Source organism: Neobacillus sp. FW104-15D2, assembly GCF_058790155.1.
Window position 1 is genome coordinate 66,698 of the sequence record NZ_JBYTCJ010000005.1, and the last position, 26,733, is coordinate 93,430.

Consider the following 26,733-nt stretch of genomic DNA (forward strand, 5'->3'; position numbering starts at 1 on the left):
GTTTAAGCTTGATTGGGATATGTAAAACGGTGCAGATAAGAAGATGTCCCAAAGGAGAAGATGACTGGATGAAAAATTCTTTCCTAAATGCGCTTGACAATAAATTTTTCCGGGTGTACTATTATCTCAGATTCAAGATATTTTAATTCAAAATAAAAAGTTTTTGTTATTCGCTGTTAAAGATTGTTGTTAGTTTTCCCTTATTTTGATTAAAGCAAAAGGTGCGAGACTTTCGCAAAATTCCGTGCGATGCTTTCCTTGAACTATCACATATGCAATGGTGTGGGAGATTTTAAGGTTGCTATCGAATGTCCTTGGTGTAAAGCGGTCCAAAAGTGAGCCTTGCAGGTCCATAGCGCCGGCAGCGGAAATCAACTGGGAAGATTAACAAGCCTATTTTTTAAACAAATATCTCGAATTCAAGATAAATATATTTTTTAGGAGGAAAAAAAGTGATAAATATCGGTTTATTATTAATTCGTTTGGTTATAGGAATTTCATTTATGGGTCATGGTTCACAGAAATTATTTGGATGGTTCGGCGGCTATGGATTAAAAGGAACAGGCGGATGGATGGAATCGATTGGTATTAAGCCTGGTGTTACGATGGCATTGTTTGCTGGGCTTGCAGAATTTTTCGGAGGACTTTTATTTGCTTTAGGACTTTTAACTCCTCTTGCCGGTGTGATGATTGCGGGCACAATGGTTATCGCCATTATTAAGGTGCATGGTCCTAATGGATTTTGGTCAACAGGAAATGGATATGAATACAATCTGATCTTATTAGTGACTGCCATTGCTGTTGCTTTAGCAGGACCTGGACAATACGCTTTAGACGCCCTGTTATTCTAAAAATACTTTAATCAATGATTTTCAAATTCTGTTATTAAAGTTGGGAAGTATAAAAGGTAAGTAAAAAGAACTAGGATATAGGAACAACAAAAGGAGTAATCAAAGTGAGTAAAAAAACAATGGGTATTCATCATATAACAGCCATAGTTGGACATCCGCAAGAGAACGTGGATTTTTATGCCGGTTTTTTAGGTCTTCGTTTGGTGAAGAAAACGGTCAATTTTGATGACCCGGGTACGTACCATCTGTATTTTGGCAATGAAGGCGGAAAGCCAGGTACGATTATCACTTTCTTCCCTTGGGCAGGTGCTCAGCAGGGTTCCATTGGAGACGGCCAGGTAGGAGTCACTTCCTATGTTGTTCCTATTGGCGCAATGGATTTTTGGGAAAAGAGACTCGAAAAATTCCAAATTCCTTATTCCAAAATGGAACGTTTTGGTGAGCGGTATTTGGAATTCGATGATCCGCACGGTCTTCACTTGGAAATTGTTGGAAGAGAAGAAGGAGACGCTAATGCATGGAGCTTTGGGGAAGTCACACCCGAGGTTGCCATAAAAGGATTTGGCGGAGCTACTCTTTTATCTGCACAGCCAGGCAAAACAGCAGATTTGTTAGATAGAGTCATGGGTCTCGAATTAATTGGGAATGAAGGAGATTTTACACGTTATCGTTCAACTGCTGAAATCGGTAATATTATTGACTTAAAATTAACTCCTATCGGACGAGGACGTATGGGAGTAGGCACTGTCCACCATATTGCATGGCGGGCAATTGACGACCAGGATCAATTAGATTGGAAAAGTCATATTGAGAAAAATGGATACGGGGTCACTCCCGTACGTGACAGAAACTATTTTAATGCCGTGTATTTCAGAGAACATGGGGAAATTCTTTTTGAAATTGCGACTGACCCTCCTGGATTTACTCAGGATGAACCAAAGGAAACGATGGGCACAAACTTAATGCTTCCTGTACAATTTGAGCCGCACCGAAGAAAGTTGGAACGTACACTGATTCCAATTGAGGTAAAAGAGTTAGACTGAGTATTGGTCCCAGCAGCAGGCATTTTAAATAAATATTATTAATAAATAATTAGAGCGGGAGTTTTCCTGCTCTTTTTGTTTTATATTTTGGAAAAGGACGCATTCATATCATGAGGTTTTCAATGGAAACTTATGTATAATGGAGTTATTAAATATACTAACTCGAAAGCAGGGAAGCAAATGGACTTTGTTAAACTTGGCAATACAGGTATGGACGTTTCAAGATTATGTGTGGGATGTATGAGTTTTGGAGTTCCTGAGCGAGGCAATCACAGCTGGGTTCTTGACGAAGAGCAAAGCCGACCCATTATAAAAAAAGCACTTGATTTTGGAATTAACTTTTTCGATACCGCCAATGTTTATTCAGATGGAACCAGCGAGGAAATCGTAGGGCGTGCATTGAAGGACTATGCCAATCGGGACGAGATTGTCCTTGCTACAAAAGTCCATGGCCGTATGTTTAAGGGGCCAAATGGGAGCGGACTTTCACGGAAAGCGATTATGAGCGAAATTGATAATAGCTTAAAAAGACTGGGAACGGATTATGTCGATCTCTACCAGATTCACCGCTGGGATTACAATACTCCAATTGAGGAAACGATGGAAGCTTTACATGATGTGGTGAAGGCAGGAAAGGCAAGATACATAGGGGCTTCTTCCATGTATGCCTGGCAGTTCTTAAGGGCACAGCATGTGGCCGAAAAAAATGGCTGGACCAGGTTTGTTTCCATGCAAAACCATTTAAACCTGCTATATCGTGAAGAAGAAAGGGAAATGCTTCCGCTATGTAGGGAAGAAAAAATCGGAGTGATTCCTTGGAGTCCTCTTGCCCGAGGAAAGCTGACTCGCGAATGGGACGAGACAACAGCTCGTTCGGAAACAGATGAGTTTGGAAAAACACTTTATGCAGCTACTGTTGAAGCAGATCAACAAGTTGTTGAACGTGTTGCAGAGCTGGCTGAAAAACGCGGGCTTCCTAGAGCACAAGTTGCGTTGGCATGGGTTCTCCAAAAAGAGCCGGTGACAGCTCCCATCATTGGTGCAACCAAAATGAAGCATTTAGAGGACGCAGTTGATGCCCTTAATGTGAAATTGACTCATGAAGAAGTTTCCTATCTGGAAGAACCGTATGTACCGCATCCTGTATTGGGATTCAGTTAATATTTAAAAGAGATGCAAAAAATTGCATCTCTTTTTTTCTGACCAAGAATTTATATCCATAAATTCAGTTAAGTGCAAATACGGCTCTTCAGTAACCTAAAAGCTCGGCAATCGTTGAGTTTTTTTATTGCAGCTCCGTAACTGAAAGCTCCAAAAGCTTCTATTTTGTAAAATGAAAGAGAAGAATTAACATCCCTGCAGCAAGTGGATACGTGGGAATGGAATAGTACCATTTCCATTTCAAATAGGTCAGTGCATGATTTTTAACGGTAATCGAAAAGATAATGGAGGCAGCAGGATACATCAATAAATGAAAAAGTGCCCCCGGCCACTCATAGGTAGCATTATCGCCGAAAATATAAAGACGATAGGGTGTGGCAAGAAGAAAATAATCAATAGTGGATACAAAAGCAATATTAAAGATCCAAATAACAATTACCATAACACGCGGAAAGTAATTTCGAATCGGTAAAAATAAAAGGAACATCCCACAAGATGTGATGATGAAAAACCAGTCATTCCAGCCAAAATGATAATTCATAAATGCGACCCTCTTCTATAAAGGATTTTCGAAAGAACCCCATAGCAACCAGTAATATTAACAGTCCTGCCAGCCAAAAGGAAAAAGACCACCAAAGCCGCCAATGGACATGGTTAATTACCCCAAGAAAATCTGCAAACCATTCCAGTCCTGTTAAAAGCAATATTGAAACAAAGGTTAATAAAAGCTTTTTTAATTTAGATTTTAAAATGATAAAAAGGTTAAAAAGGTTAAAAAGGTTAAGAAAAGCAACCATCAGTACAGGATATAAGAACAAGCGATTTAAAAAATGGGAAAACTCATAGCTAAGTTTATTAGGGATAAATATGGTTTTATAATTCATATAACAAATCGCAGAAAAGTTTTGAAAGAGGTAGGTAGCAACCATCCAATATACCATGATTTCGAGTATGTGCAGATTTTTCTTTACCCGCATAAAAAGAAAAATTGCTATTATGTTCACCAAGAAATAAAACAATAAGACCATGCAACTTGCTCCTTTGGTATTCCCCTGCAATTCGGGTAAGTCTTCCCATAATTTATCTTTGTCCAAAAATAGGTGTTTATTCCGTGGTTTTCCGAGCATTTAATATGGAGAAGGAATGCTAGAATAATTCGTCTTTAAATCGGGAAACTATGGAAAAGGTTTTTGAGGAGAAGAAAGGTATATGAAATCATTACAGGACACCGAAAATTGAATAATTTCATCAGGAAAATAGGTGTTGACCTTGCGAATCATTTTGAGTCTCATTTTTATTGCTGCATGCTGGCGTTGGGGAGATTTAAAAAACTGGAGAAAGTACTATCCAACCATCTTATACATGATCATCAACCAATTATTGTACCGTTTTTTTGTGAATGGGAGATATTTTCTCTGGAGAGTAGAGAATGATTTTTTTCTATTAAATGAAACCTTCTCTTTCTTATTTATTACCTTTTTAATTTTCCCCTTTATGGTCATGCTTTTCTTAGCAAACTATCCTAAAACTTTTAATAAAAAATTATTTCATTTTTTATTGTGGATTGTTATTGCCTTAGGTATTGAAACAGGCGCTTATTTAGCAGGCAGAATCACTTATCATCATGGCTGGAATATCTGGTGGTCGGTTGCTTTTAATATAAGTATTTTTCCTATGCTTCGTTTTCATTTCGTTAAACCAATTCCTGCCTGGATCGTGTCTTTTTTATTTGCAGCATTTTACATTTATTATTTCCATATACCATTATCACAGTATTAACCGGAATATAATCTTTAAAGCCACTGGGCATGCTTGGAAATTGTTATGTTTCAAGAAATAATCTGAGTACTGTCCCAAATAACTTTATTTAGTAAGGTTTTAATACCATTTTTAATTTAATCGACAGAGAGATTTCAACCGGATCAGAAAACAATCCACCAATCCGCCAGTTCGCCAGTTGCTAGAAAAAGTTGATTTACTCCTTTTCTTAACTCTCTCGGTTCAAACTCAAGGATTTCCAGTTGAAACTATTTGAGTAAACTCGATTAATGTTAGTTTTAACATTGGAAAGTTTGATAGTATTTAACTATAAAGACAGATAAGGATAGTGGGCATAATGAACTCTGTTTCAAAGGTTTCAACAAATATTATAGAAAATGCAAAATTAATCGCCACTGATGTTGTCGAATTCAATATCAGCAAGCTTCCGTATGAAGTACCTGAATTCATAAAAACAAACCTAATTGATTTCCAAACTGAATTTATTCAATTTTTAGGAGAAGTAATCAACTGCGAGAATGATCAAGAAGTGTCTCAAAGGTTTAACGAATGGTATAAAATACATGAACCAAAGTCAACAACCTCTTCTAAAGTTTCTGACATTGTTGCGCCATATGCTGAAGTACGTTTATTTCTTAATAAACGCCTTACATCTATCAGCAGTGATCATCATCTTCCAATTGAAGAAGCGGCAATGATTCAAAATCGATTAAATTACATGCTGGATATTGGTTTAACTAAAGCGATTATGGATAACGAGGCACTAACAGAGATGGAGGATAAAAAGAAGCGTAAGGAGATCATGGAATTATCATCTCCAATAGTTCCAATCCAAGATGGAACTGCTATTTTGCCACTGATAGGTACTATTGATTATGACAGAGCTCAGCATCTATTTAATCATACAGTACCCAAGATTAGTAGACATAAGATAGAATCCCTTATTATCGATTTTTCAGGTATTGTCAATATCGATTCCGAGGGGGCAAATCATATATTCAATCTTTACCGGGTTCTTCGGTTATTAGGAATTCGAGTCATCTTTACCGGAATAAGACCTGATTTAGCATCCAATACTGTAGGTATTGGAATAAACTTTGCGGGTGTAGAATCCTTTTCAAATGTTGAACGTGCACTGGAGCATATTGGTAAGTAATAAGGTTGTCCAAGTAAAATGGGGCAGCCTTATTTCTTTTTAGAAGAGGATTTCTGTTAGATTTATTGAATAAAAAGAAAGTAACGTAATTTACCTTCATTTCTTGAGGGTCATTATTTTTTATGGAGAGTATAAAATGAAACTAAAAGTGGAAGTAGAAGCAATCATTTTAAAACCTGTAAATGAAGTTCTTGAAGCGATTTTATCCCCGGAAAAGATGTCTAATTACTTTATATCCAGCGGCAGCGACAGACTCAAAGAAGGAAAAACCGTCATTTGGAGCTGGGATGATGTAGGTGCAGAATTATCCATTAAGGTTACAACTATTGAGAAAAACTTCATTTCTTTTTTATGGACAGCTAGCGGAGAAGAGACAAAAGTAGATATTAAACTTGAACTATTAGATGTGGGAAAAACTTCTGTTAAGATTTTTGAAGAGGGCTGGGAATGGACAGAGGAGGGACTTAAATGCTTTAGCCAGCAAACCAAAGGATGGGTTGACATGCTTAATTGCATGAAGGCTTATCTTGAGTTTGGCATTAATTTACGTAAAGGGATTAAGGCTGTTACTATGCCTGATCTTTCCAAAAGACCCTTTGATTTGACTGTTGAGTGTGGAATGGAAGCAGCGCCTGAAATTCTATATAAAGCCTGGACGGAGCAGTTTAATCTATGGTTCGCAGCTCCCGGTACAGTATTAATGAAGGGAGAAGTTAATACAGCATTCTTCTTTGAAACCCAATTTAAATTCGAGAATCAAAATGAGATGCAGCGTCATCCGCATTATGGAAGATTCTTAAAGCTGGAGCCGAATCGATTGGTAGAATTAACTTGGGTTACTGGTGCTGAGGGAACCAGGGGAGCAGAGACAGTGGTAACAGTTGAACTCAAACCAATTGGCAATAGGACAAACTTAAGGCTAACCCACGCAGGTTTTATGGATGAGGTATCACGGGACCAGCATAAAGAAGCATGGCCTTTAGTATTAAAACAGTTGGATGAAACCTATTTAGGCAGTACCAAATAATTCTTGTTCAGCATTCAAATGAATCTTTTTGTAAATTTTTATTATGCTTTTATTTTATCATTACATTCATTTTTCCTTTCATTATTTAATATTCATTAATGCTAAAGGAGTGGTGGTATGAATGATGCATTTATCGCGCTAATAAGTGTTGCTGTTGGTACAGTTTCTACCGGAGTTGTATCTTATTTTCTTCAATCCTCCCAATTTAATAGACAAAAAGAATTCGAAATTGAAATGCAAAAAACACAGCATAAAAAACTATTGGAAGTCCAGGAAACACAGTATAAACAACAATTAGATATTCAAGAAAAACAGCATCAAAGACAATTAGAAATATTAAAGGTTCAATTCAAAAGGGAAGAAATTGCTAAAAAATTGGAAGCTTACAATGAAATCCTTAAAGTAAATAACGATGTACAAGTCATAGAGTGGAATCCTCAAACAGGAGAAAGCATATTTCATTCGGAGCCATATAACCATCTAATTAGACCTTTACTCTATAAGAATTTTCACTTACTTGAAGAAGATATTGCCAAAGCCGTCCAAGAAATTGATAACACTTTTTTGAAGTGGCAAGTATTAGGAGAAGGCGATGATTTTGACAATGAAGAATTATGTAAGAGATACCTTGCAATAATTACTTCCATAGAAATGGAACTTAATGATTATCGAAAAACCTTTCAACGTTAATGGGCTCCCTGATTAACAGGGAGTTTTTTATTGTAAATTTACAGGCTTGGAATTTTTCTGTCTGGCTATGACGGATTAATGAAGATAGAAATTTAAATTAGCAGAAAAAGATCTAAAGAGGTAATATTAGAAAAAACTCCTTATCGGAGGGATGGATATGTTTGTCGCAGGGCAGAAGGACATGCAGCAAATGGATCAGTATACAATTGAAAAATTAGGATTGCCAGGCATCGTATTAATGGAAAATGCCGGTGCAAAAGTAGCTGAAGAGGTCAAATCTGCTGCCAAGGGGATAAATTCCAAAATTGTTGTACTTGCCGGAAGCGGAAATAATGGGGGAGATGGTTTTGTCATTGCCCGCAGGCTTTTTGATTTAGGGTACGATCCCCTTCTTTATTTAGTCACTGATCCAAAGAGGATTAATGGAGATGCCAAAATCCATTATGATGCCTACTTGCATAGGGGTCTGCCAATTTTATATTTTTCAGAGATAGAAGAATTCCGCGTTGAAATAGAGAAGGCAGACATTATTGTAGATGCCATCCTCGGAACTGGAGTTAGCGGGCCAGTTCGCGAGCCTGTCAGCAAGGTAATTTCTGTGGTAAACGAAATAGCTATAGATAAACTGGTGATTTCCGTCGATATTCCCTCTGGTGTCAGCAGTGATACAGGAAAAGTAGAAGGTGCTGCCATTAAAGCAGATAAAACGATTACCTTTGTATTCCCGAAAAATGGCTTCTTTTTACAAGATGGTCCAAGCTATATAGGGGAGTGGAAGGCTGTCGATATTTCGGTGCCGCCTTCGATAATAACAGATTTAAAACTAAAATTACCGAAATTAATGACTGAAGCGCTCGCAAAAGAATTTCTACCCGTCCGGCCAGCGCATGGACATAAAGGAACCTTTGGACATGTCCTTGTTTTGGGGGGCTCACGCACTTTCGTGGGCGCACCGATTTTTACAGCAAAAGCTGCCTTAAATGCAGGAGCAGGACTTGTCACACTTGGAGTTCCTGAAAGTATTTATCCATTAGCAGCCACCCAAAGTCCTGAATCATTATTTTTACCCCTGTACGAAGAGGAAGGCCACTTTGCTCTAAATGCAATAGATCAAATCAAGCCATCACTTAATAAAATGAAAACAATCGCTGTAGGACCAGGTATAAGCAGATTTACTGGCGGCGAAGCGTGGATTAGATCTTTGTTCTCATCTCTTAATGGACAGCCAGTTGTTGTTGATGCAGATGGACTATATTTACTGAGAAACAGCCTTGATATAGTAAGACAATACAAGGGTAATGTTATATTCACTCCTCATCCTGGTGAAATGGCGATTTTATTAAATTTATCGGTGAATGAAGTGGAAGAAAACCGTATAGAAATCGCCAAGAATTTCGCAAAAGAAAACAATATATATTTACTGTTAAAAGGACATCGCGCCATTATTGCATCACCTGGTGGAGAAATATACATAAACCCTCTGGGTCATGATGCACTTGGAAAAGGAGGAAGCGGGGACGTACTTACGGGCATAGTCAGTGCTTTTCTGGCTCAAGGTGCTTCTCCCATTCAAGCCCTTGTTTCGGCCAGCTACCTGCATGCAAAGACAGGAGAAGAAAAGGCAAAAACTTTATCTCATTATGGAGTTAATCCGCCTGATCTTATCGATGGTGTCAGGGAAGAATTGAAAAAGCTTATCTAAGAGGGCAGAAATCATCTGCCCTTTTATTTATTTATATCTGTCTATATTTGAATGGCATAGAAGTGCCATCTACTCTTAAAGGTTTGGTTTTTTGTGATGTTTTTTAATTCGGTATAAACCAAGTCTAGTATGGGGATTAAAAAGGAATAAAATAAAAGAATTTAATAGTTGGGAGTGTCTGACATGGAAAACAGCATGTTTAAAAAGGTTACAGATATGATAAGTAATTCAAAGAATATTATTGTCTTAACAGGAGCAGGAATTAGTACGGAATCAGGTATTAAGGATTTTCGCTCGCGTACAGGGATTTACTCGGTTGCTCCTGAATATATCCTGTCTATCGACTACTTTTCAAAGCATCCAAAAGAATTTTATCAGTTTGCGGTAGAGAATCTCTATCACCCTAACGCAGAACCGAATAGGGGGCATGAGGTTCTTGCAAAATGGGAAAGGGAAGGGCTTGTTTCGCATATTATTACTCAAAACATTGATGCCCTTCATCAAAAAGCGGGAAGCAAAAAGGTAATTGAGTTTCACGGAACGATGAAAACGGCCACTTGTTTGAATTGCGGAACAAAATATTCAACAGAAGAAATGGCAAATAGGCAGAAAGCCATGAAGGAGTTTTATGTGTGTGACCATTGCCAGACAAAGAATAAGAGGGATCGTTATATTAAACCCGATGTCGTTCTTTTTGGTGATGCAGGGGAGTGGTTTACTATAGAGGGCTTTAATACGATATTGCAGCTTATCCATGAAGCGGATTGTATTCTTGTTCTTGGTACAAGCCTGAAGGTAACACCTTTTTCTACCTTCCCTCAGTACAGAAGGGAAGGCGTACCACTCATTATTATTAATAAGAGCGATACGCCTTATGACTTTGACTCTGGTACATTCGTTATACACGAATCAATTGGAGAAACACTCAGCCAAATAGATGCAAATTTTAATAGGTAGAAAAGGCCTATTATCAAAATGGGCCTTTAATTATTCAAGATTATTTTTATATACAGCGATTAAAATTTTTGCCATATCATCGCCAACATTTTTAACATAATGGGGCACACTGGCGCTCCAGCTAAAGGTGTCGCCTTCTTCTAGAATAAAGGAATCCTCACCTTGCTCAGCCAGTACTTTTCCATGTAATACCAGATGGCATTCCTCACCTTCATGCGCACTTTTTTCACCGTTGGATGCCCCAGGGGGAATTTCAACAAGGCTTAAACTTAAACCGCTTCTGGAAGCGAGCTGCTGAACCTTAAGGTCCGTACACTCAGTTGTTGTGACTTCCCTTTCGTTTTTTCTAACTACACTCATATGCTGTTCCTTTGTTAGTAGAAGATAGGGAAGTGGCACATTTAAAAACTGAGCAATGGTTTGCAGCGTATTAATTGAAGGAGAAGTATTATTATTTTCCACGTTGCTTATAAAACCCTTTGATAACCCCGTTCCATCACACATTTGAGCAATGGTTATTTTTTTTCGTTTTCTTATTGCACGGATTTTGGAACCGATATCCATTATATCACCTCAAGAGTTGCCTAATAGTAAACTTAATTACATATTAACAAAAAATGAATTGACTATCCACTGCCTTAGTTGATATTATATAGAAAACAAAGATTCATATGAGGAAACATCTGTGTTGATCCTTTATAATAAAAGCTAAGCTAAAGCTCATTATTGCCAAAATATAAACAATACTAAAAAAGGGGTGCTGAAAATGCTGCCATCATTATTTATTGCTCATGGTTCACCAATGCTTGCGATTGAAAACAATGAATATACAAGATTTTTGAGTCAACTGGGAAAAACACTGCCTCGTCCAAAAGCAGTTGTTCTGTTCTCCGCACACTGGGAAAATCCAACACAGCTGATAAGCAATGTTGAGGAATTTACAACTATTTATGATTTTGGAGGATTTGATCCCCAATTAAATAGTATCAAGTATCCTGCTAAAGGAAATAATCACATAACCGAGGAAATAAAGAATTTATTTATTTCTAATCAAATTCCTTTTGAAGTAGACAATGACCGCGGTCTGGACCACGGCGCGTGGGTTGTGCTGAGAATGCTTTACCCCAACGCCGACATTCCTGTTGTCAGCATGTCAGTAAATCCGAACATTACACCAGAAGAACAATATAAGATCGGTCAATCTTTAACAGCGCTTCGTGCTAATGATGTTTTAGTCATTGGAAGCGGAGGAACGGTGCATAATCTAAGAGTCCTAAACTGGGCTGACAATGGACAGGTAGATCCTTGGGCAGAGGAGTTTGATAATTGGTTATCAAGCCATTTAAGTACTTGGGATACTGAATCTTTGTTTAAATATGATGGACTTGCACCATTTGCAGAATATGCAGTTCCTCAATTAGGAAGAGAGCACTTTATTCCGCTATTCTATGCTATGGGCGCAGCAGACGATGCTCAAAAAGCCACTTTGCTTCACCGGAGCTACCGTTATGGAAGCTTAAGCCACAGTGTTTGGCTATTTGGATGATGGTCCGGAAAAGAGTTTCTTTTTTACCAGGGGTCTCAAATTGGCTATACTAAAAATATTAACTGGATTCGTTGAGCACATTCAAATTTAACTTAATGAAAAAATAGATGATAAATTAATATAAGCATTATTGAAAAAAGGGGTAATGAAAATGAGCCAGGCGAAATTAAGCTCAAAGGTACTTAGCGTTTTAGAAGATAAAATTAAATTAGTTAAAAAGGAAGAGGGAGGTATCTATATAGTTGGTCCTATCCGCCTTCCAGTTAATTTATATGATGAGACGGTTGTATTTCAATGGTATTGCTGGCTGAATTGTGATGAAGTTACAGAAGATTTCGATCAAGTAATTGATAGATTATCCTCTTCCAATCTGGCAGAATTCCAGCAATCCAGTGTTCTTGTTTACGGTGATTTTGAAAATGCGGATGACGCAATTATCCGCATGCATTCCATTTGCCACACAGGTGATATTTTTGGAAGCAAACGCTGTGATTGTGGATATCAATTAAAACAGTCCATGAAAATGATTGTCGAACACGGAAATGGTGCTTTATTATACTTAGCTAACCATGAAGGCCGCGGAATTGGATTATTCAGCAAAGCAATGGCTTATATTCTTCAGGAGAATGGATATGACACTGTAGAAGCTAATGAAAGCCTAGGCTTTGTTGATGATTCCAGAAATTACAGTGATGCCATTGAAGTCTTAAAAGCATTACGCAGTAAACCGGTAACATTGATTACGAACAATCCGAAAAAGCTTAATGCTTTGCAAAATGCAGGTTTGCCAGTTAGTGGAAGGGTTCCGCTATGGGGTGATATATCGGAGTTTAACGAAAAGTATCTTCAGACAAAGATAAACAAATCCGGCCATTTAAAAAATGAAGGAACTTGTCCAAATGACTAACCATGAGTTTTATATGGATTTAGCATTGCAAAACGCCAAAGCGATGAAAGGCCAGACGGACCCTAATCCGCTGGTCGGCTCTGTTATTGTAAATGATAACCGGGTAGTTGGCATTGGGGCCCATTTAAAGGCCGGCGAGCCTCATGCCGAGATCCATGCGCTGCGTATGGCGGGTGACAAAGCAAGAGGAGGAACTATTTATGTAACCCTTGAGCCATGTTCCCATTATGGAAGAACAGGGCCTTGTGCTGTTGCTATTGCCGAAGCAGGATTAAAAACAGTGGTGATTGCCACACTCGATCCTAATCCCGTCGTTTCGGGGAATGGCGTTAAAATCCTTGAAGAAGCAGGGATTGAAGTCATTGTTGGTGTGCGTGAAGAAGAGTCTAGGAAAATGAACGAGGTATTCAATAAGTTTATTGTTGAAAAAAAACCCTTCGTCACACTTAAATCTGGTATAAGTCTAGACGGAAAAATTGCTACTCATACGAATGAAAGCAAATGGATAACTTCTGAAGCAGCCCGTTTGGATGTCCACCAGTTAAGAAATGAGAATATGGCCATTCTCGTTGGTGTTAATACTGTTATAGCAGATAACCCATCTTTGACTACTCGTATTCCCAATGGACGCAATCCTTTACGGATTGTATTAGACACAACCTTAAAAATTCCTTTGGACTCCAAGGTTATTACAGATAAAGAAGCCGACACCTGGATCTTTACTGGCAGTGAGTATGACAAAGAAAAAGCAAAAACTTTAACTTCTCTTGGAACCAAAGTAATACCTACATCCGGATCAGGAATTATCGACCCGAATGAGGTCGTACAAATTCTGGGTGAAAATTTGGTTTCCTCGCTGTTAATTGAGGGGGGAGGTACCGTCAATGCCTCTTTTCTTGAAAGCAAGGTTATTGATAAGATTATCCTCTATTTTGCGCCTAAATTAATTGGGGGAAAACTCGCACCCACTTTTCTTGAAGGAATGGGAATTGAAAAAATGCGGGATGCTGTAGAGCTGACTGAAACCGATTTTGTTAAAGTCGGGAAAGACTTTAAATTTACTGGTTACCCTGTTTTTCCTAAAAAGGAGCTTTAAAATGAAATTCGGTTTTGATATTGATGACACGTTAATTAACCTGAGGGAGCATGCGTTTCACCTATACAACAAAAAACTGAATGACAATGTTCCTATTGAGGCTTTTCAGCAGTTAAAGAAGGTATTTATCCATGAACCCTTTGGCTTAACAGACGAACAAGGAAAAGAAATGTGGAATCATTCTTTAAATGAAATTTATTATACCAATTGTCCTCCCTTCCCCTTGGCAGTTGAAACACTTCAGGAACTAGTAAAACGAGACCATGAAGTATACTATATTACCGCCAGGCCAAAAGATCATGGTGAACGGACAAGGGAATGGATGAAAAGGAATGGTTTCCCAGTTCAGGATGAACGGTTTTTCTATGGAATGGAAGATCACGAAAAGGCTGCAATCATACAAACACTAAAACTAGATTATTATTTTGATGATAAACCAGAAATTCTTGAAACCATCCTGAACGAATCAACCCAGGTTTTTTTAATGGATCAATCTTATAATCGCCATAAGAATTTACCGCGAATTACTGATTGGAAGGAACTGATTACAATCATTGAAAACAGGCCAAAATAACGCTTGTTTTTAATGATTGTTTTTTTATATCATTTTAAGAATGATTTTTTTTGGCAATTCTAAGGAAAGAACTCTTAATGAAGAAAGGGGAACTCCTTTGTTAAGCCATTTGCCTTACTCAAACAAATTAATTTACCATATTCAAACCAAACTCCAATGTGAAATTCCTGATGAATTAATAAATGATATTAATTATGCCATATATGATTTCGGAAAGAATTGCTGCAAAGTTTCTGAGAGCGAAAAGATGTACTGGAGGGAAAAGGCCTTACTTGATCACTAAAAAGTGCCAATGCATGGACTACAATCGACAAGTTAGGAATCCGTATACAGGAAGCTCTGATTGCCCAATTGCTTCGCTGGAACCTTTAACAAATATTTTTGCAGCAGTTAATTGAACTCATGAACAAGGAAAACCTGAAGTGGCTGGATTCCTGAGGAAAAGTTATCTATTGATGCTGCCTTTAAATCTTATACCGAAACTCCGGCCCTTTTAGAATTTAAAGAATACGAAAAAGTAGAATTGGAAGAGGGGTATAATGCAGACTAAGTAGTTCCGTTTTCGTGGAGAAACATAGCAAATAGTATATGAATTAGCATATCAATTAACGCTGAATTGGTATGCTTTTTTTCATTGATACATCAACATTTTTAAAGTAAATACGCCTAAAATAGCATAGCAAATAGCACCCCAAATAAGCTATTGTCATCATGCGAATTTGAGTGCTATTTAAATTGTAATTTTATCTAAAAAGGAAAAATTATATGGATAAAAATGTTAAAATGATTAAGGAACATTTAAATTACCTCTATAAGAAAGGAAGGTAATATGAATAAAATGCTTTTGAAATATATGTCTGATTTTACTTTACTCAGCGAAGATGAACAGAGGGCAATCTCTGAAAGTTTACGAATTGAAGAATATAAAAAAGGAAAATACCTCCTTAGACAAGGAGAACTATCCGCCATTAAATGTTATTTCGTATTAATGGGGTGTGTTAGGCAGTTTTTTATAGATGAATCAGGTAAAGAGGTGACATCAGATTTTTTTACTGAAGAACAAGCTATTCCAATTATCAACGAACAGACTCAAGGTGATTCGTCAAAGTATTCATTAGCGTGTGCCGAAGACTGCATATTAGTTGTTGGCGACGTTGATTCTGAAAAAACGATGTTTAACAAATACCCACAACTAGAAACAATGATACGCAAAATGATGGAGATAAACCTTGGTGAAATACAAGAACAATTCGGAGAGTTTATCAATTCTTCTCCAGAAGAACGCTACGAATCCGTTTTAAGGAAACGTCCACAGTTAGTTGACCGTGTACCACAGCATCAATTGGCTAGTTATCTTGGAATTACTCCTGAGTCATTAAGTAGAATAAAAAAGCGAATTAAAAAAAATAATTTTTAAAATAGATGTCATCCACATTTCGCAATCTTCCGCCTCTCATCAGCAACAAAATACCGAAGTTTAACTCACCAAACATATTGAGCTTAATAACACCCTTCCTCTTAGAAATAACCACTATAAAAAAACTCTAAAGTCTCTAGAAATTAACTTAAGTCAATGAAAGGTTTTAATCCCCTTGTTATTATTAAAGAAAATTTAATCAAGGAGGATTAGCATATGGATAATTTCGGAAATAAGCAAGCAAATCCTTTCATTTTAAAGAAAATTGGAGGGGGTTCTTATGAAAGCAATAGTTTGTGATAAATATGGTTCACCTGATGTACTTGAATTAAAAGAGATAAAAAAACCTTTACCTACCGAGAATCAAGTATTGGTAAAGGTTCATACAGCATCCTTAAACTTTGGTAACTTGGTTCTTTTGAAAGGCAAACCCTTTTTAGCCCGTTTTGCCTTCGGACTAACGAGACCAAAATACTCTATTCCAGGAGGTGACATAGCTGGTACAATTGAAGCTGTTGGTAAGAATGTTTTGCAATTCCAAATAGGTGATGAAGTATTTGGCGACCTCTCTGGTAGTGGCTGGGGTGGTTTTGCCGAATATGTAACTGTCCCCGAATATGCTTTAGCCTTAAAGCCAAACAATATCTCCTTCGAGGAAGCTGCTGCGACTCCTATGGCAGGTGTAACTGCCTTACAGGGACTACGTGACAAAGGTAAGATTAAATCGGGACATAAAGTATTAATTTATGGGGCATCTGGTGGTGTCGGTACTTTCGCGGTACAAATTGCCAAATCATTTGGGGCTGAAGTAACAGGTGTATGTAGTACAAGAAATTTAGAGATATTGCGTTCAATAGGAGCCGACCATATCATTAATTATACAAAAGAGGATTTCACCCAAGATGAGGAGTGTTACGATTTGATTCTTGGTGTGAACGGTTCTAATTCCATTTCTGCTTATAAACGTGTACTAAACCCAAATGGGATTTTCGTTCACGTAGGAGGTTCCGAATCCCAATATTTTCAAACATTATTTCTTGGACCTTTTATTTCAATGACTGGAAGCAAGAAAATAAGTAACCTGTTACAGAGAGCAAACCAAAAAGACTTAAATTATGTAAAAGAATTACTTGAGACTGGCAAAGTAAGACCAATAATTGATAAACGGTATAAATTAAGTGAAGTAACTGAAGCTTTCAAATATTTCTTGGAAGGTCACGCTCAAGGTAAAGTGGTAATTACTGTATAACGAGGTGCTTTAATTAAAGTCTTACCACATAAAAGTCAAAAAGCTTGAGATTGAAAGTTTTCTCAAGCTTTTTGGTGTGATAATTATATCGTTATTTATGTTGCTAATTTATATGTTATTAAACCTGTGATTTTGGATTTTCTCCACGTTATCTGAACTACTTATATGCAAACTTAATCCTTCTTTCCCATCATCCAAAGGAAGTTTCCCCTTGTACTTTTCTTGCTCCTCACCAACCCATTTCGCAGTCTTATTATATTCCTGTATTATAAAACCCGGCTGCAGCCGTATGAAAACGTTGGGTTCCATCAAGGAAAAGCTTAATCGCACCAACCTTTACTTTTTACTTGTCCTCATACTGCAGCTGTTTAACCTGCTCTTTAAATCCTCAAGATTGTAAATAAATACGTGCAATTGAACAGATTGTATTCAAAAGGATGAGAAAGGAAACTGGAGAGGCCCTAAAGTACAAATGAGTATACAAATAAAAAAGCTTGGTTACTTGATTTCCATCATCTAATATTTTTTTGCAAAACAAGATTTTTAGTTAAAAAAGCCTCCGGTGATTCTTAAATTAAAATTCGGCTTGACTCTTACTAATTTGTATTTTATAGTTAAATTAAATACGAAACCAAATGGTTTCGCATTTACAAGAAAAGGGGTACTGAAACGTGGAAGAATTATTAAAAAAGCTGCGCTACAAACAAGGACGAGCCCTCGTTTTAAATGCACCTGAAGGGTTTAGCCTGGGCATTGAAGAGGATACACTGCCTGAAGGTACATATGAATTTGTTCAGCTATTCGTCCTAAATAGTGAAGACGTGAAAAAGTCATTTGCTGCAACGATTCCTTTTTTAAAAGAGGATGCGCTTTTCTGGGTAACCTACCCAAAGAAAAGTTCAAAAATTAAAACGGATATTAATAGGGACGTTTTATGGAAGCTGGCCCAAGAGGACACGCCATATCGCCCAGTAAGCAACGTGGCGGTAGACGACACATGGTCTGCCCTTCGTTTTCGTCACACGGATAAAGTAAAAACAAAAAAATAATAAAGGTGGATTTTAAATTGGAAAATAACGCTCAGCTATTAGATATCGTTCGCAAGGTTAGATTTAAAGCCCCAATCCAAAAGGTTTGGGATGCAGTAGCAACCTCAGAAGGGCTTGAAGCTTGGTTTATGCCAAATGATATGCAGCCAGAAGAAGGCCATGAATTTCATTTAAATGCCGGTCAATTTGGTATGTCTCCCTGCAAGGTGACAAAGGTAGACCCGCCTAATACTCTTTCTTTCCGATGGGGAAAAGACTGGACGCTTTCTTTTGAATTATTGGAGGTAGCAGACGGAACGGAATTTACATTGATCCACTCCGGCTGGGATGTCAACAAGGTTACCGAATTTGGCGCTCCACATACTGCAGTCCGCGGGAATATGGAAAACGGCTGGGCTGGTATGGTTGAGAACAAACTTCGTGCGTACGTTGAGGCTTAATGTCTGCTGACAGAGCAAAACATGACGTATTCCAGGCCATAGCTGATCCTACCCGCCGTCAATTATTAAAACTGCTCAGCAAAGAAGAGATGCCGGTTACCGCGATTAGTGCAAACTTTCCCATAAGCCGCACCGCGGTTTCCAAGCATCTTCGGGTCTTAGCAGAGGCTGAGCTTGTCCGGGAACGAAAATCAGGAAGGGAAACCAGATATAGTTTAAATCCTGAGCCTCTGCGGGAACTGCAGGACTGGGTCCAGTATTTTGAATTGTTTTGGGACAATAAACTTAATAAACTCAGACACCTGCTTGAAAGTGAACAGCAGGGTGAATAGAGGGAGTGGAGAAATCCTCTCCTTTTTTCTTAGTTTAATTGCCTGTGCTGGAGGGAAATAATTTAAGACAAAAGATTGGCCCAACGGTCAAACAGGAGGAAAAAGTATGTATATATATAAAGTAGCGGAAAATTTACAAGAGGCGAGAAACACGGTAAATGGACTCAAAAACGAGGGATATTTGCTCGACGATATATATGTCTTTACCTATAATGAAAAACAATCTGAGAAAGTAATTGAAGAAACGGATACAAATGATGACACCATTGAAGAGGATGGATTGATTGATATTATGGCCTACTTTTTCTCTAGCCGCATAGAAGAGGTACATGACAAGATGCTTTCCCTCGGGCTTTCCCAGGAGGATGTGACGGGTTTTGTTAAAGAAGTGGAAAATGGAAAATTTGTTATAATCGCTATTCAGGCAGATTAAGTGCCTTCCCCATAGAGGGGGAGGTGCTTTTTTTATATGCATTAATATTTCAAACACCCTCTATAAGGAAAAGTCCTATTTAAAGGTTAATGAGGAAAAAAGCTGGAGGATAAAAGGGTGTGAGATTTGATAGGTGTCTGTCAATTCTTTGGTGCATTACATGGCCAAGGTTAAGCAATTCAATTCATACATAGACATAATCGGCCTTGGTTGGCCATTCCTTGGCGAAGTCAAGCATTCCTTAGAAAAAGTCGGACATTCACATTCTAATATACTAGCGTTTTCTAAGAGCTAGGGAATCATTTATAAACTTTTTTTATAGAAAGGCCACATCTTTCTCAAGAAAAAGCTGTTCTCCTCAAAAGAACAGCCTTTTTTACATTATCAAGTTAAAAAATATGCTAATACAATACTTCCGTAAAATGCTACTGCTGATAAAATGGTTAATCCCCATAAACCGCCTGTAGACATATAATCATTCCTTTCATTTCTTCTTACCGTTATTATACCCCGTTTACATAAATCCTCCAAAACCAAAAGAACCTTACCTGAAAAGAGGCATTCCTGTTTTATAACCAGCTTGAATGGATTCCACAAATACATAGGCAAGCAATATTAAAGCCGCAACCCGCGCCATTTTTGGATAACGGATAAAAATTAATTTGATTAATTCCACTTGACCACTCTTCATTTTTTAAATTAATATAATTCTATCATATACCATAAAATTCCTTTAACGGATTCTCTAATATATGGCTATATTAAAGCTCATTGGTGATTAACAAAATGTTAATCGGAACGGAAGGTGCGAGACACCGGAGCGAAAAGAGGGGCAGGGGAGACACGCAGATCCAAAGGGTCCTGGAGAAAGTAGAACGGAAGTGCCTTTATTCAGCCTCGACAAGCGCTGGTAACTGTGAAGATAAAGTCGTTCCCTTACTTCAATCTCAGGACTTTAGCGACCTCGAGAGGCTAGGTGCTTAAGTTTGAAAGGATACTGAATACTGAACCGCCAGCCGAAAGCAAGCGCATTAAACGGAAAATCAACAGGGAATCCAAATTTATAAAAGAAATAAATAACTAGTGAAAAAAACACAAAAGTGTATTAATATAATATCATATGATTTTTTATACATTCATATTAGGGAGATGATGATTAAAATGAAACAGCATATTATTAATCAGATAGAATTATATAAAGAAGATTTTTATAGAATAAGCAAGTACATTGGGGAAAATCCGGAGCTTGGCCATGAGGAGGTTCTGGCATGCACGGTTTTAACAGAGGAATTAAAAAAACATGATTTTGCTGTAGAAGTAGGAACATGCGGACTAGCAACTGCCTTTACAGCAACTTTTGACAGCGGCAAGCCGGGTCCTGTAATTGGATTTATGTCGGAATATGACGCGCTTCCTGAGGTAGGCCATGCTTGTGGACATAATCTTATTGGAACAATGGGAATCGCTGCTGGGATTGCTTTAAGTAAGGTAATCCAGGAAACTGGCGGAAAAATAATAGTTTTTGGTACACCTGCTGAAGAAACAAGAGGCGGAAAAGTAACGATGGCAGATGCCGGTATCTTCGATGCTTTGGATGTGGCAATGATGGTTCATCCAAGTGATAATTATGTTAAAAGTGGTGCTTCGCTCGCGATGGATGCCATTCAGTTTGAATTCTTTGGAAAACCAGCGCACGCGGCAGCAAGTCCTCATGCGGGAATTAATGCACTCGATGCAGTTATCCAGACATTTAACAGCATCAATGCTCTCCGTCAGCATATTAAGCCAGATGCAAGAATACACGGTATTATTACTGAAGGCGGAAAAGCAGCCAATGTTGTACCTGATTACGCAGTTGCCCAATTCTATGTTCGTGCAGCAAAAAGGGATTATGTGAACGAGCTGGTTGAAAAGGTGAAGAAATGCGCTGAAGGTGCAGCACTTCAGACAGGATCCACTATGAAATGGTCGTTCTATGAATTTTCCTATGATGATATGATCACAAACAATGAGTTATCAGAGGCATTTAACAAGGAATTGGTTTCATTGGGTGTTAACGAGGAGCAAATTGTGGTTGAACGCGATGGCTCCGGTTCTCTTGATATGGGAAATGTTAGCCAGGTAGTTCCAGCCATTCACCCGTATATTAAAATTGTTGATGTGCCAACCGTTGCCCATACACATGAATTTCGAGAGGCAGCGATGAGCGAGCAGGGCAGAGAAGGCATGATTCTTGGAGCGAAAGCCATGGCCCTTACTGCATACGAAATTTTAACAAACCCAGAACTTCTTGCAAAAATTAAAGAAGAGTTCGCCAGCCAAAAGGTATTTGCATAAAAAAACTGCCTGGACCCCTTATAGAGGATCCAGGCAGTTTTTTATTGGCTAATAATAATCACTGGTCGTTTATGTAAAAACTCTAGAAGATTGTCAACATCCTTTTGTGTTTCTTTTCCTTCTTTAGAGCTCATAGATTCTTGAAAGACATCTAAACTTTCAAATTCTAATTCGGCCATTAAATATAAATTTTTCTCCGTATTTTGTGCCTGTAACACTTTTTGACAGGAAAATTTTTTTAAGTTGGGGATCTTTTGAACAAGAGGAATGTGAACCTCAAAATAATGCTTTTCAAAACCTTCCGGGTTTTTAGGCTGTTCATAAATAACATGCATTTTCACTATAAAATTTCACTCCTTTAATTGCGGTATTCTCAATATTTATGGAAAAAGTTTTAAATCTATGACAAGCTTTTCCTGAAATTATAAAATTAACTCATTTAGTTACTCCGAACCTTTACATGAAAACAGGACTTAATTCACTCCAAACATCAAACATATTGCCATCAGAATCAAAGAAGACAAAGTTCCTTCCAGCATGGCCTCTGTCTTCAATCTCTCCAGTTTTGATTTCTTTTTCTTTAAATTCTTTATGAAGGGCTTCCAAGGCACTTAACCCATTAACCTCAAAAGTGACCGAAAAACGTTTCGCACCTTTATTATCATAAAAATTTGTACTTTGATCCTCGGCAGCTTCAACTAGGAAAAAGCTTTGATTTGCCAAATTGAGGATTGCTTTATCTGCGTCTTTATAGTTCAATTCTGCACCTAAGTTATTTACATACCATTGGGCAGAGAGTTCAACATTAGTCACAGGAATATAGGTTGTACCAATTCTTACTAATTTTCTCATTAGGACACACCCTTTCTCAGATTAATAAGTTATTCTCCGCAAGGAAAAAATCCCTACTGGAATCCCGAAAAAAAAGATTGCTCGGCTAGAGCAATCCTATACCAGCTTAATATGGGAGAATAAAAGGTCTCTGCCCTCTGAAGGGTCAAATACTTCAAAGAATTGGTAAGAAGGCTTCTCGGCCCTCAGGTTCTCGAGCTCCTGTTCAAGCTTCGGAAACAAAACTTGATTCGCATTTTCTGCATCGTTTTTTGTATCCCAATAGTTTAGCGCCCTGTACTCGCAAAGTGTATCTTCAAAAAAATATACGTTTCCTCTGAACCCGGCTAATGTCCTGCTTATCTGATCAAATTCTTTGGTTAATCTTTCTGCGAAAACCCTCTGCCCAGATCCCAGCTTATACTTCACCAAGCGTGCATAATACATTTTCATCACTCACCTTAATTGATTTATATATAAATTTATGATTTTCCTAAAAAAATATGAAATATCCCAACAGGTGTTTACCTGCCAATCTTCCAGGCCATCATGAAAAATAACCTGTAAGCTGGTTAAAATAAGTTTATATAAAATTAGGTAGGTGACTATAAATGACCGATTTTTGCCCAAATATCTGGCCTTAGGAGCCGGTTCCTGAACATGCAAAAGACTGTAAGGAGTGCAGTTTATATAAACAAGGCTCCCGAATGATTTGGGGGGAGGGAAATTCAGAAGCTCCAATTATGATTATTCTGGACAATCCAGGGGCACGTGAGGACAAGGAAGGGAGTCCCTATGTTTGTGGGACAAGACAAACTCTTCAAGAGGCGGCTAATCACGCTGGTCTGGTGCCGGCGGATTTATTTGTAACATATATTTTAAAAAGAAGGCCGGTTCGGGCCTATGATAAAGAAAAGACGAGAGAAATTTGTATAGGTCATCTTAAAGAGCAGCTTGAATCAAAGAAACCCTCCCTTATACTATGTTTAGGAAATGTTGCGCTGCAATCATTTTTAGAAGATCCCCTGGCAGAAGTGAAAAATATGAGAGGCAGATGGACAGAGGTTCATTCCATTCCTTTAACTGCTGGGTACCATCCGCTAGCGGTCAGGCGCCGGCCTAATTTATGGCCTTCCTTCTTGGAGGATTGGAAGCTGCTGGCAAACAGTTATAAAGAGTCATAATCTCAATAACCCGCCATAGGATGAATAGTGATGGATGGGAGGCGGGGAAATGGCAAAAGCCAAAAAGATATTTGTTGGAAATTATAAAGGCGGGGTAGGAAAAACAACGAGTATTTACCAGATAGCATGCCATATGGTTTTGCAGGAAAAAAAAGTTCTTTTGGTTGACCTTGACCCTCAATGTTCTTTGAGCGAAATTTGTCTCTCTCGCATTGATTTGGATTTATATCGGCTTAATCCAGGAGAGTGTCTAAACTATATTTTCGATGCCTGGATTCAGAAAAAAATGCATCTAAATCTCGAGTTTCCGGTTGATAAGGAATTGCTTGTCAAACAGACGGGAGAAGGCATTGATTTTATCCCATCTAATATTTTTTACGAAGGTGGCGGGCTTGATGAACTTTCCATCCTTCTAAAGGATGATTTTGACGACCTCTTCGTTCTCCAGCAATTCTTTCAAAAGACAGGTTTAGACCAGGATTATGATTTTGTTTTATTTGATTGCCCTCCCAGTAATAACCTAATCACTCAGGGTGCTTTCCTGCTATCTGACTATTATTTGATTCCTTCTATTATTCAAACCGTCAGTATCCGAGGAGTTGCCCACTATATTACAACGGTCGATAAAATCTACCAGAACATTTGCCAGGAGCACCGCCATGCTTCATTAGCCCGTCTATTGTTTGGAGAGAGACCGCAGCTTCTTGGCATTTTTGAAACCCTAAAAAAAGGCACGGTGAAAAATCAACAGGTGCTGCTGGATCTTAAAGAATATTTAGAATCTGCCGAAGTGCAATGCAGGCTCCCTGAAGGCACATACTTTTTTCATACAGTTATTCATAATTACGAGGAAATTGCCAGAGCAACAGCTGCCGGAAACAGGCGGGAGGAGTACGCTCCATTATCTTTTGAAATATTAAATTGTCTGGAAGGCTAGGAATGAATATGGGCGAACTCACCTACAAAAAAGTATCCAGTTATCTGGAACATCTTCAGCTTATTTATAAAGCTGCCTCCATACAAAAGTTTAAAAAAGAGCTAAAAGAACTCGATCAAATAATTGAAGTTTTGGCACCCCTGAAGGATACATTCCTATTGCAGGAATCATCATCAAAGGATTCATTAAGTAAGAAAAAAGCGACTTTTCCAGAAATAGCTGAACTGCTTTTACGAAAGGAGTTTCCTATAAGTGGAACGAAGCTTGATTTTTCCCTTTTCAGCAGCAGAGAAAAAGCCGCCGAGTGGGTGGAGAATGAACCGAAGGCGAAGCTTTTAAAAAATACTACACTTGATTTAAAGCTGCTGTACTGCCTGCTTACTGGCCAAATCATTGAGCTTAAAGGAAAAAAAGAAGAAGTATACGAAGCGATAAAAACACATACACGGGCGAAGAGAACTGGGGAAGCATTTGCTAAAATGAAGTAAAACGACGAAATTAAAAGAAATTGTAAGAAAAGAAGAATTTTTAAGAGGTTATTGTAAGATAATTCAAAATATTAGAGGCTCATCCTTATTTAGCAATGTTGAACCATCCCACAGATCCTTTATAATATAGATGTAAGATCAATTTCTGAATAGGAGGGGTTTAGTATGAAACTTTGTATTGTTTGCGGACAGGAAATCGCCGATTTGCAGAGAGTAAGCCCTTGCTGCCCTTCGTGTGAAAACGCGATTCATAAAGGCGCATCAAGTGGCGACCTAGTCTATGATGAATGGGAAGATTACGAAATGGCCTCCGGTGACTATTGATCTTTTTGAAAAAAACGGTTTTAAAATAAGGAGGGCGTTAACATGACTGCAAAAACCGTTCGGAAGAGCAGAAAAATTAAACGTTTCCTTCAAATTGAACTGAAAAAGGCAGGCCAGCAAATAAATGCGCCGCCAGCACAAGTTCATTTCATTGCACCCTTGACCGCAAAACAAATTAAATGCTGACACACGGCAAAGTCCGTGTGTTTTTTTGTTAGCAAACAGAATTTAAATCCAAAAATTATGAACCCACGACGAACAGGATAAGGAAAGCTTCGTCAGCTTTGGCCTCGCACGCAGAAAAAGCATAGCTTTTTCGAGGCTGTACCGTTTTGAGCGTGATAAGTATAACCAGGGACTCCGAAAGGAACTTGACGAATGTCAAGTTTGTCTAATAATATGATTTAAAAAAGAGGTACTTATGCTTAAAAAAGCCATATCAATTGGTATAGGGATTTTTGTTGTATTTTTACTATTAGTAGGAACCTATAAATTAATGAACTCAAGAACGTTTCAGTTATTCGGAGGGTTAACAAGTCAGGTAGATACAAATGACAAAGTAGTAGCCTTAACCTTTGATGACGGGCCGACAAAGAATGTGGAAAAAATACTCCCGCTGCTCGAAAAATACCATGCTAAAGCTACCTTTTTCGTGATAGGAAATGAGCTTGAAAAGAATCCAGAGTATGGACAAGCAATTGTTCAAGCTGGACATCAATTGGGGAATCACTCTTATACACACCAGAGGATGGTCTTGAAGAGCCCTGCATTTGTTGAAAATGAGATAACGAAAACCAATGAACTGATTCGGAAAACGGGTTACAAGGGAGCTATAGATTTCCGTCCGCCAAATGGGAAAAAGCTTGTAGTTTTGCCCTACTATTTAAATAAGCATCATCAGGAAACCATAACCTGGGGCCTCGAACCAGATACTTATTATACGTCTGTAAATGACAAGATTCACTATGTAAATAAACATGTAAAACCTGGAGCGATTATTCTACTGCATCCTATGTATGATAAAGGTGGAAATGAGTTGAAAACAATTGAAGGAGTTTTAGGCTCCTTATCCAAGAAAGGGTATCAATTCGTAACCGTCAAAGAACTTAAGCAACATTAAGCTGCCTGGATGATCCAGACAGCTTTCTTTCCGTAAACTTTGTTGTTTATAAAAGCAAAAAAAGACTCTCTCCCTTGCTTTCTATAACAATTACATTGTTAAA

33 protein-coding genes are annotated in these 26,733 nt (G+C 38.1%); 26 read left to right on the forward strand and 7 right to left on the reverse strand.

The window, feature by feature from the left end; all coding sequences use genetic code 11:
• Positions 1-452 precede the first annotated feature (452 nt).
• The 3 genes from AC3WR0_RS05995 to AC3WR0_RS06005 all read left to right on the forward strand — a co-directional run bounded on the left by AC3WR0_RS05995 (position 453) and on the right by AC3WR0_RS06005 (position 3,055).
• A complete protein-coding gene (locus AC3WR0_RS05995; protein WP_492551448.1) occupies positions 453-851 on the forward strand; it encodes a DoxX family protein in 399 nt (132 codons plus the stop codon).
• A 104-nt stretch (positions 852-955) separates the two neighbouring features.
• Positions 956-1,894: a ring-cleaving dioxygenase gene (locus AC3WR0_RS06000; protein WP_492551449.1), complete on the forward strand. Its 939-nt coding sequence runs from the start codon at positions 956-958 to the stop codon at positions 1,892-1,894.
• Between the two features lie 180 nt (positions 1,895-2,074).
• On the forward strand, positions 2,075-3,055 hold the full coding sequence (locus tag AC3WR0_RS06005) for an aldo/keto reductase (RefSeq protein WP_492551450.1): 981 nt from the start codon (positions 2,075-2,077) through the stop codon (positions 3,053-3,055).
• A gap of 160 nt (positions 3,056-3,215) precedes the next feature.
• On the opposite strand, the gene AC3WR0_RS06010 is transcribed toward AC3WR0_RS06005, so the two are convergent.
• Positions 3,216-3,596 (reverse strand): hypothetical protein, encoded by a 381-nt coding sequence (locus tag AC3WR0_RS06010; RefSeq protein WP_492551451.1) that lies wholly within the window; start codon positions 3,594-3,596, stop codon positions 3,216-3,218.
• Positions 3,571-4,083, reverse strand: a complete 513-nt coding sequence (locus AC3WR0_RS06015; RefSeq protein WP_492551452.1) for a hypothetical protein — start codon at positions 4,081-4,083, stop codon at positions 3,571-3,573. The genes AC3WR0_RS06010 and AC3WR0_RS06015 overlap by 26 nt, the downstream gene beginning before the upstream one ends.
• Before the next feature lie 235 nt (positions 4,084-4,318).
• Here AC3WR0_RS06015 and AC3WR0_RS06020 point away from each other — a divergent pair, with 235 nt between their 5' ends.
• From AC3WR0_RS06020 to AC3WR0_RS06045, 6 genes are all read left to right on the forward strand, one after another.
• Positions 4,319-4,834 carry a CBO0543 family protein gene (locus tag AC3WR0_RS06020; protein ID WP_492551453.1) on the forward strand — a complete coding sequence of 172 codons (516 nt, stop codon included), beginning with the start codon at positions 4,319-4,321 and terminating at the stop codon, positions 4,832-4,834.
• 337 nt (positions 4,835-5,171) lie between these two features.
• A complete protein-coding gene (locus AC3WR0_RS06025) occupies positions 5,172-5,990 on the forward strand; it encodes an STAS domain-containing protein (protein ID WP_492551454.1) in 819 nt (272 codons plus the stop codon).
• Positions 5,991-6,126: 136 nt separating this feature from the next.
• A complete protein-coding gene (locus AC3WR0_RS06030; protein ID WP_492551455.1) occupies positions 6,127-7,017 on the forward strand; it encodes an SRPBCC family protein in 891 nt (296 codons plus the stop codon).
• A 117-nt stretch (positions 7,018-7,134) separates the two neighbouring features.
• Complete coding sequence (locus tag AC3WR0_RS06035; RefSeq protein WP_492551456.1) at positions 7,135-7,707, forward strand: hypothetical protein; 573 nt, start codon at positions 7,135-7,137, stop codon at positions 7,705-7,707.
• A gap of 157 nt (positions 7,708-7,864) precedes the next feature.
• Positions 7,865-9,409, forward strand: a complete 1,545-nt coding sequence (locus tag AC3WR0_RS06040; protein WP_492551457.1) for an NAD(P)H-hydrate dehydratase — start codon at positions 7,865-7,867, stop codon at positions 9,407-9,409.
• Positions 9,410-9,592: 183 nt separating this feature from the next.
• Entirely contained in the window at positions 9,593-10,366 is a 774-nt protein-coding gene (locus AC3WR0_RS06045) for an NAD-dependent protein deacylase (RefSeq protein ID WP_492551458.1), read from the forward strand.
• A 30-nt stretch (positions 10,367-10,396) separates the two neighbouring features.
• Here the strand turns inward: AC3WR0_RS06045 and AC3WR0_RS06050 are convergent, their stop codons facing one another.
• Positions 10,397-10,930: an XRE family transcriptional regulator gene (locus AC3WR0_RS06050; protein WP_027319664.1), complete on the reverse strand. Its 534-nt coding sequence runs from the start codon at positions 10,928-10,930 to the stop codon at positions 10,397-10,399.
• A 202-nt stretch (positions 10,931-11,132) separates the two neighbouring features.
• On the opposite strand from AC3WR0_RS06050, the gene AC3WR0_RS06055 reads away from it, so the two are divergent.
• From AC3WR0_RS06055 to AC3WR0_RS06100, 10 genes are all read left to right on the forward strand, one after another.
• The gene (locus tag AC3WR0_RS06055) at positions 11,133-11,912 is read left to right on the forward strand and encodes a dioxygenase family protein (RefSeq protein ID WP_492551459.1); all 780 of its coding nucleotides are present in this window, start codon (positions 11,133-11,135) and stop codon (positions 11,910-11,912) included.
• A gap of 151 nt (positions 11,913-12,063) precedes the next feature.
• Complete coding sequence (locus AC3WR0_RS06060; RefSeq protein ID WP_492551460.1) at positions 12,064-12,819, forward strand: GTP cyclohydrolase II; 756 nt, start codon at positions 12,064-12,066, stop codon at positions 12,817-12,819.
• Entirely contained in the window at positions 12,812-13,915 is a 1,104-nt protein-coding gene (gene ribD / locus AC3WR0_RS06065) for a bifunctional diaminohydroxyphosphoribosylaminopyrimidine deaminase/5-amino-6-(5-phosphoribosylamino)uracil reductase RibD (protein WP_492551461.1), read from the forward strand. The genes AC3WR0_RS06060 and ribD overlap by 8 nt, the downstream gene beginning before the upstream one ends.
• Position 13,916: 1 nt before the next feature.
• Positions 13,917-14,489, forward strand: coding sequence for a 5' nucleotidase, NT5C type (locus AC3WR0_RS06070; RefSeq protein WP_492551462.1), 573 nt, complete (start codon positions 13,917-13,919; stop codon positions 14,487-14,489).
• An 829-nt stretch (positions 14,490-15,318) separates the two neighbouring features.
• The gene (locus AC3WR0_RS06075; protein ID WP_492551463.1) at positions 15,319-15,906 is read left to right on the forward strand and encodes a Crp/Fnr family transcriptional regulator; all 588 of its coding nucleotides are present in this window, start codon (positions 15,319-15,321) and stop codon (positions 15,904-15,906) included.
• Positions 15,907-16,186: 280 nt separating this feature from the next.
• Positions 16,187-17,155 (forward strand): NAD(P)-dependent alcohol dehydrogenase, encoded by a 969-nt coding sequence (locus tag AC3WR0_RS06080; RefSeq protein WP_492551464.1) that lies wholly within the window; start codon positions 16,187-16,189, stop codon positions 17,153-17,155.
• Between the two features lie 671 nt (positions 17,156-17,826).
• Positions 17,827-18,204, forward strand: a complete 378-nt coding sequence (locus tag AC3WR0_RS06085; protein ID WP_492551465.1) for a hypothetical protein — start codon at positions 17,827-17,829, stop codon at positions 18,202-18,204.
• Positions 18,205-18,221: 17 nt separating this feature from the next.
• Entirely contained in the window at positions 18,222-18,644 is a 423-nt protein-coding gene (locus AC3WR0_RS06090; RefSeq protein ID WP_492551466.1) for an SRPBCC family protein, read from the forward strand.
• Positions 18,644-18,976 carry a metalloregulator ArsR/SmtB family transcription factor gene (locus AC3WR0_RS06095; RefSeq protein ID WP_027319655.1) on the forward strand — a complete coding sequence of 111 codons (333 nt, stop codon included), beginning with the start codon at positions 18,644-18,646 and terminating at the stop codon, positions 18,974-18,976. The genes AC3WR0_RS06090 and AC3WR0_RS06095 overlap by 1 nt, the downstream gene beginning before the upstream one ends.
• 106 nt (positions 18,977-19,082) lie before the next feature.
• Positions 19,083-19,409 (forward strand): YflT domain-containing protein, encoded by a 327-nt coding sequence (locus AC3WR0_RS06100; protein ID WP_492551467.1) that lies wholly within the window; start codon positions 19,083-19,085, stop codon positions 19,407-19,409.
• Positions 19,410-19,953: 544 nt separating this feature from the next.
• Here the strand turns inward: AC3WR0_RS06100 and AC3WR0_RS06105 are convergent.
• Positions 19,954-20,085 carry a hypothetical protein gene (locus AC3WR0_RS06105; RefSeq protein WP_492551468.1) on the reverse strand — a complete coding sequence of 44 codons (132 nt, stop codon included), beginning with the start codon at positions 20,083-20,085 and terminating at the stop codon, positions 19,954-19,956.
• Positions 20,086-20,570: 485 nt separating this feature from the next.
• Here AC3WR0_RS06105 and AC3WR0_RS06110 point away from each other — a divergent pair, with 485 nt between their 5' ends.
• A complete protein-coding gene (locus AC3WR0_RS06110) occupies positions 20,571-21,746 on the forward strand; it encodes a M20 family metallopeptidase (RefSeq protein WP_492551469.1) in 1,176 nt (391 codons plus the stop codon).
• Between the two features lie 41 nt (positions 21,747-21,787).
• Here AC3WR0_RS06110 and AC3WR0_RS06115 read toward each other — a convergent pair whose 3' ends face one another.
• The 3 genes from AC3WR0_RS06115 to AC3WR0_RS06125 form a co-directional block, all read right to left on the reverse strand.
• The gene (locus tag AC3WR0_RS06115; protein WP_492551567.1) at positions 21,788-22,081 is read right to left on the reverse strand and encodes an EthD family reductase; all 294 of its coding nucleotides are present in this window, start codon (positions 22,079-22,081) and stop codon (positions 21,788-21,790) included.
• Positions 22,082-22,202: 121 nt separating this feature from the next.
• Positions 22,203-22,598 carry a VOC family protein gene (locus AC3WR0_RS06120; RefSeq protein WP_492551470.1) on the reverse strand — a complete coding sequence of 132 codons (396 nt, stop codon included), beginning with the start codon at positions 22,596-22,598 and terminating at the stop codon, positions 22,203-22,205.
• Positions 22,599-22,694: 96 nt separating this feature from the next.
• On the reverse strand, positions 22,695-23,024 hold the full coding sequence (locus tag AC3WR0_RS06125) for a hypothetical protein (RefSeq protein WP_492551471.1): 330 nt from the start codon (positions 23,022-23,024) through the stop codon (positions 22,695-22,697).
• A gap of 260 nt (positions 23,025-23,284) precedes the next feature.
• Between AC3WR0_RS06125 and AC3WR0_RS06130 the strand changes: the two genes are divergently transcribed.
• The 6 genes from AC3WR0_RS06130 to AC3WR0_RS06155 all read left to right on the forward strand — a co-directional run bounded on the left by AC3WR0_RS06130 (position 23,285) and on the right by AC3WR0_RS06155 (position 26,630).
• On the forward strand, positions 23,285-23,761 hold the full coding sequence (locus AC3WR0_RS06130) for a uracil-DNA glycosylase (protein WP_492551472.1): 477 nt from the start codon (positions 23,285-23,287) through the stop codon (positions 23,759-23,761).
• A gap of 49 nt (positions 23,762-23,810) precedes the next feature.
• Positions 23,811-24,698, forward strand: a complete 888-nt coding sequence (locus tag AC3WR0_RS06135; RefSeq protein ID WP_492551473.1) for a ParA family protein — start codon at positions 23,811-23,813, stop codon at positions 24,696-24,698.
• A 2-nt stretch (positions 24,699-24,700) separates the two neighbouring features.
• Complete coding sequence (locus tag AC3WR0_RS06140) at positions 24,701-25,186, forward strand: hypothetical protein (RefSeq protein WP_492551474.1); 486 nt, start codon at positions 24,701-24,703, stop codon at positions 25,184-25,186.
• A gap of 165 nt (positions 25,187-25,351) precedes the next feature.
• The gene (locus AC3WR0_RS06145; RefSeq protein ID WP_492551475.1) at positions 25,352-25,510 is read left to right on the forward strand and encodes a hypothetical protein; all 159 of its coding nucleotides are present in this window, start codon (positions 25,352-25,354) and stop codon (positions 25,508-25,510) included.
• Positions 25,511-25,552: 42 nt separating this feature from the next.
• Positions 25,553-25,696: a hypothetical protein gene (locus tag AC3WR0_RS06150; protein WP_492551476.1), complete on the forward strand. Its 144-nt coding sequence runs from the start codon at positions 25,553-25,555 to the stop codon at positions 25,694-25,696.
• Positions 25,697-25,931: 235 nt separating this feature from the next.
• On the forward strand, positions 25,932-26,630 hold the full coding sequence (locus AC3WR0_RS06155; protein WP_492551477.1) for a polysaccharide deacetylase family protein: 699 nt from the start codon (positions 25,932-25,934) through the stop codon (positions 26,628-26,630).
• The last annotated feature ends 103 nt before the right edge of the window (positions 26,631-26,733 follow it).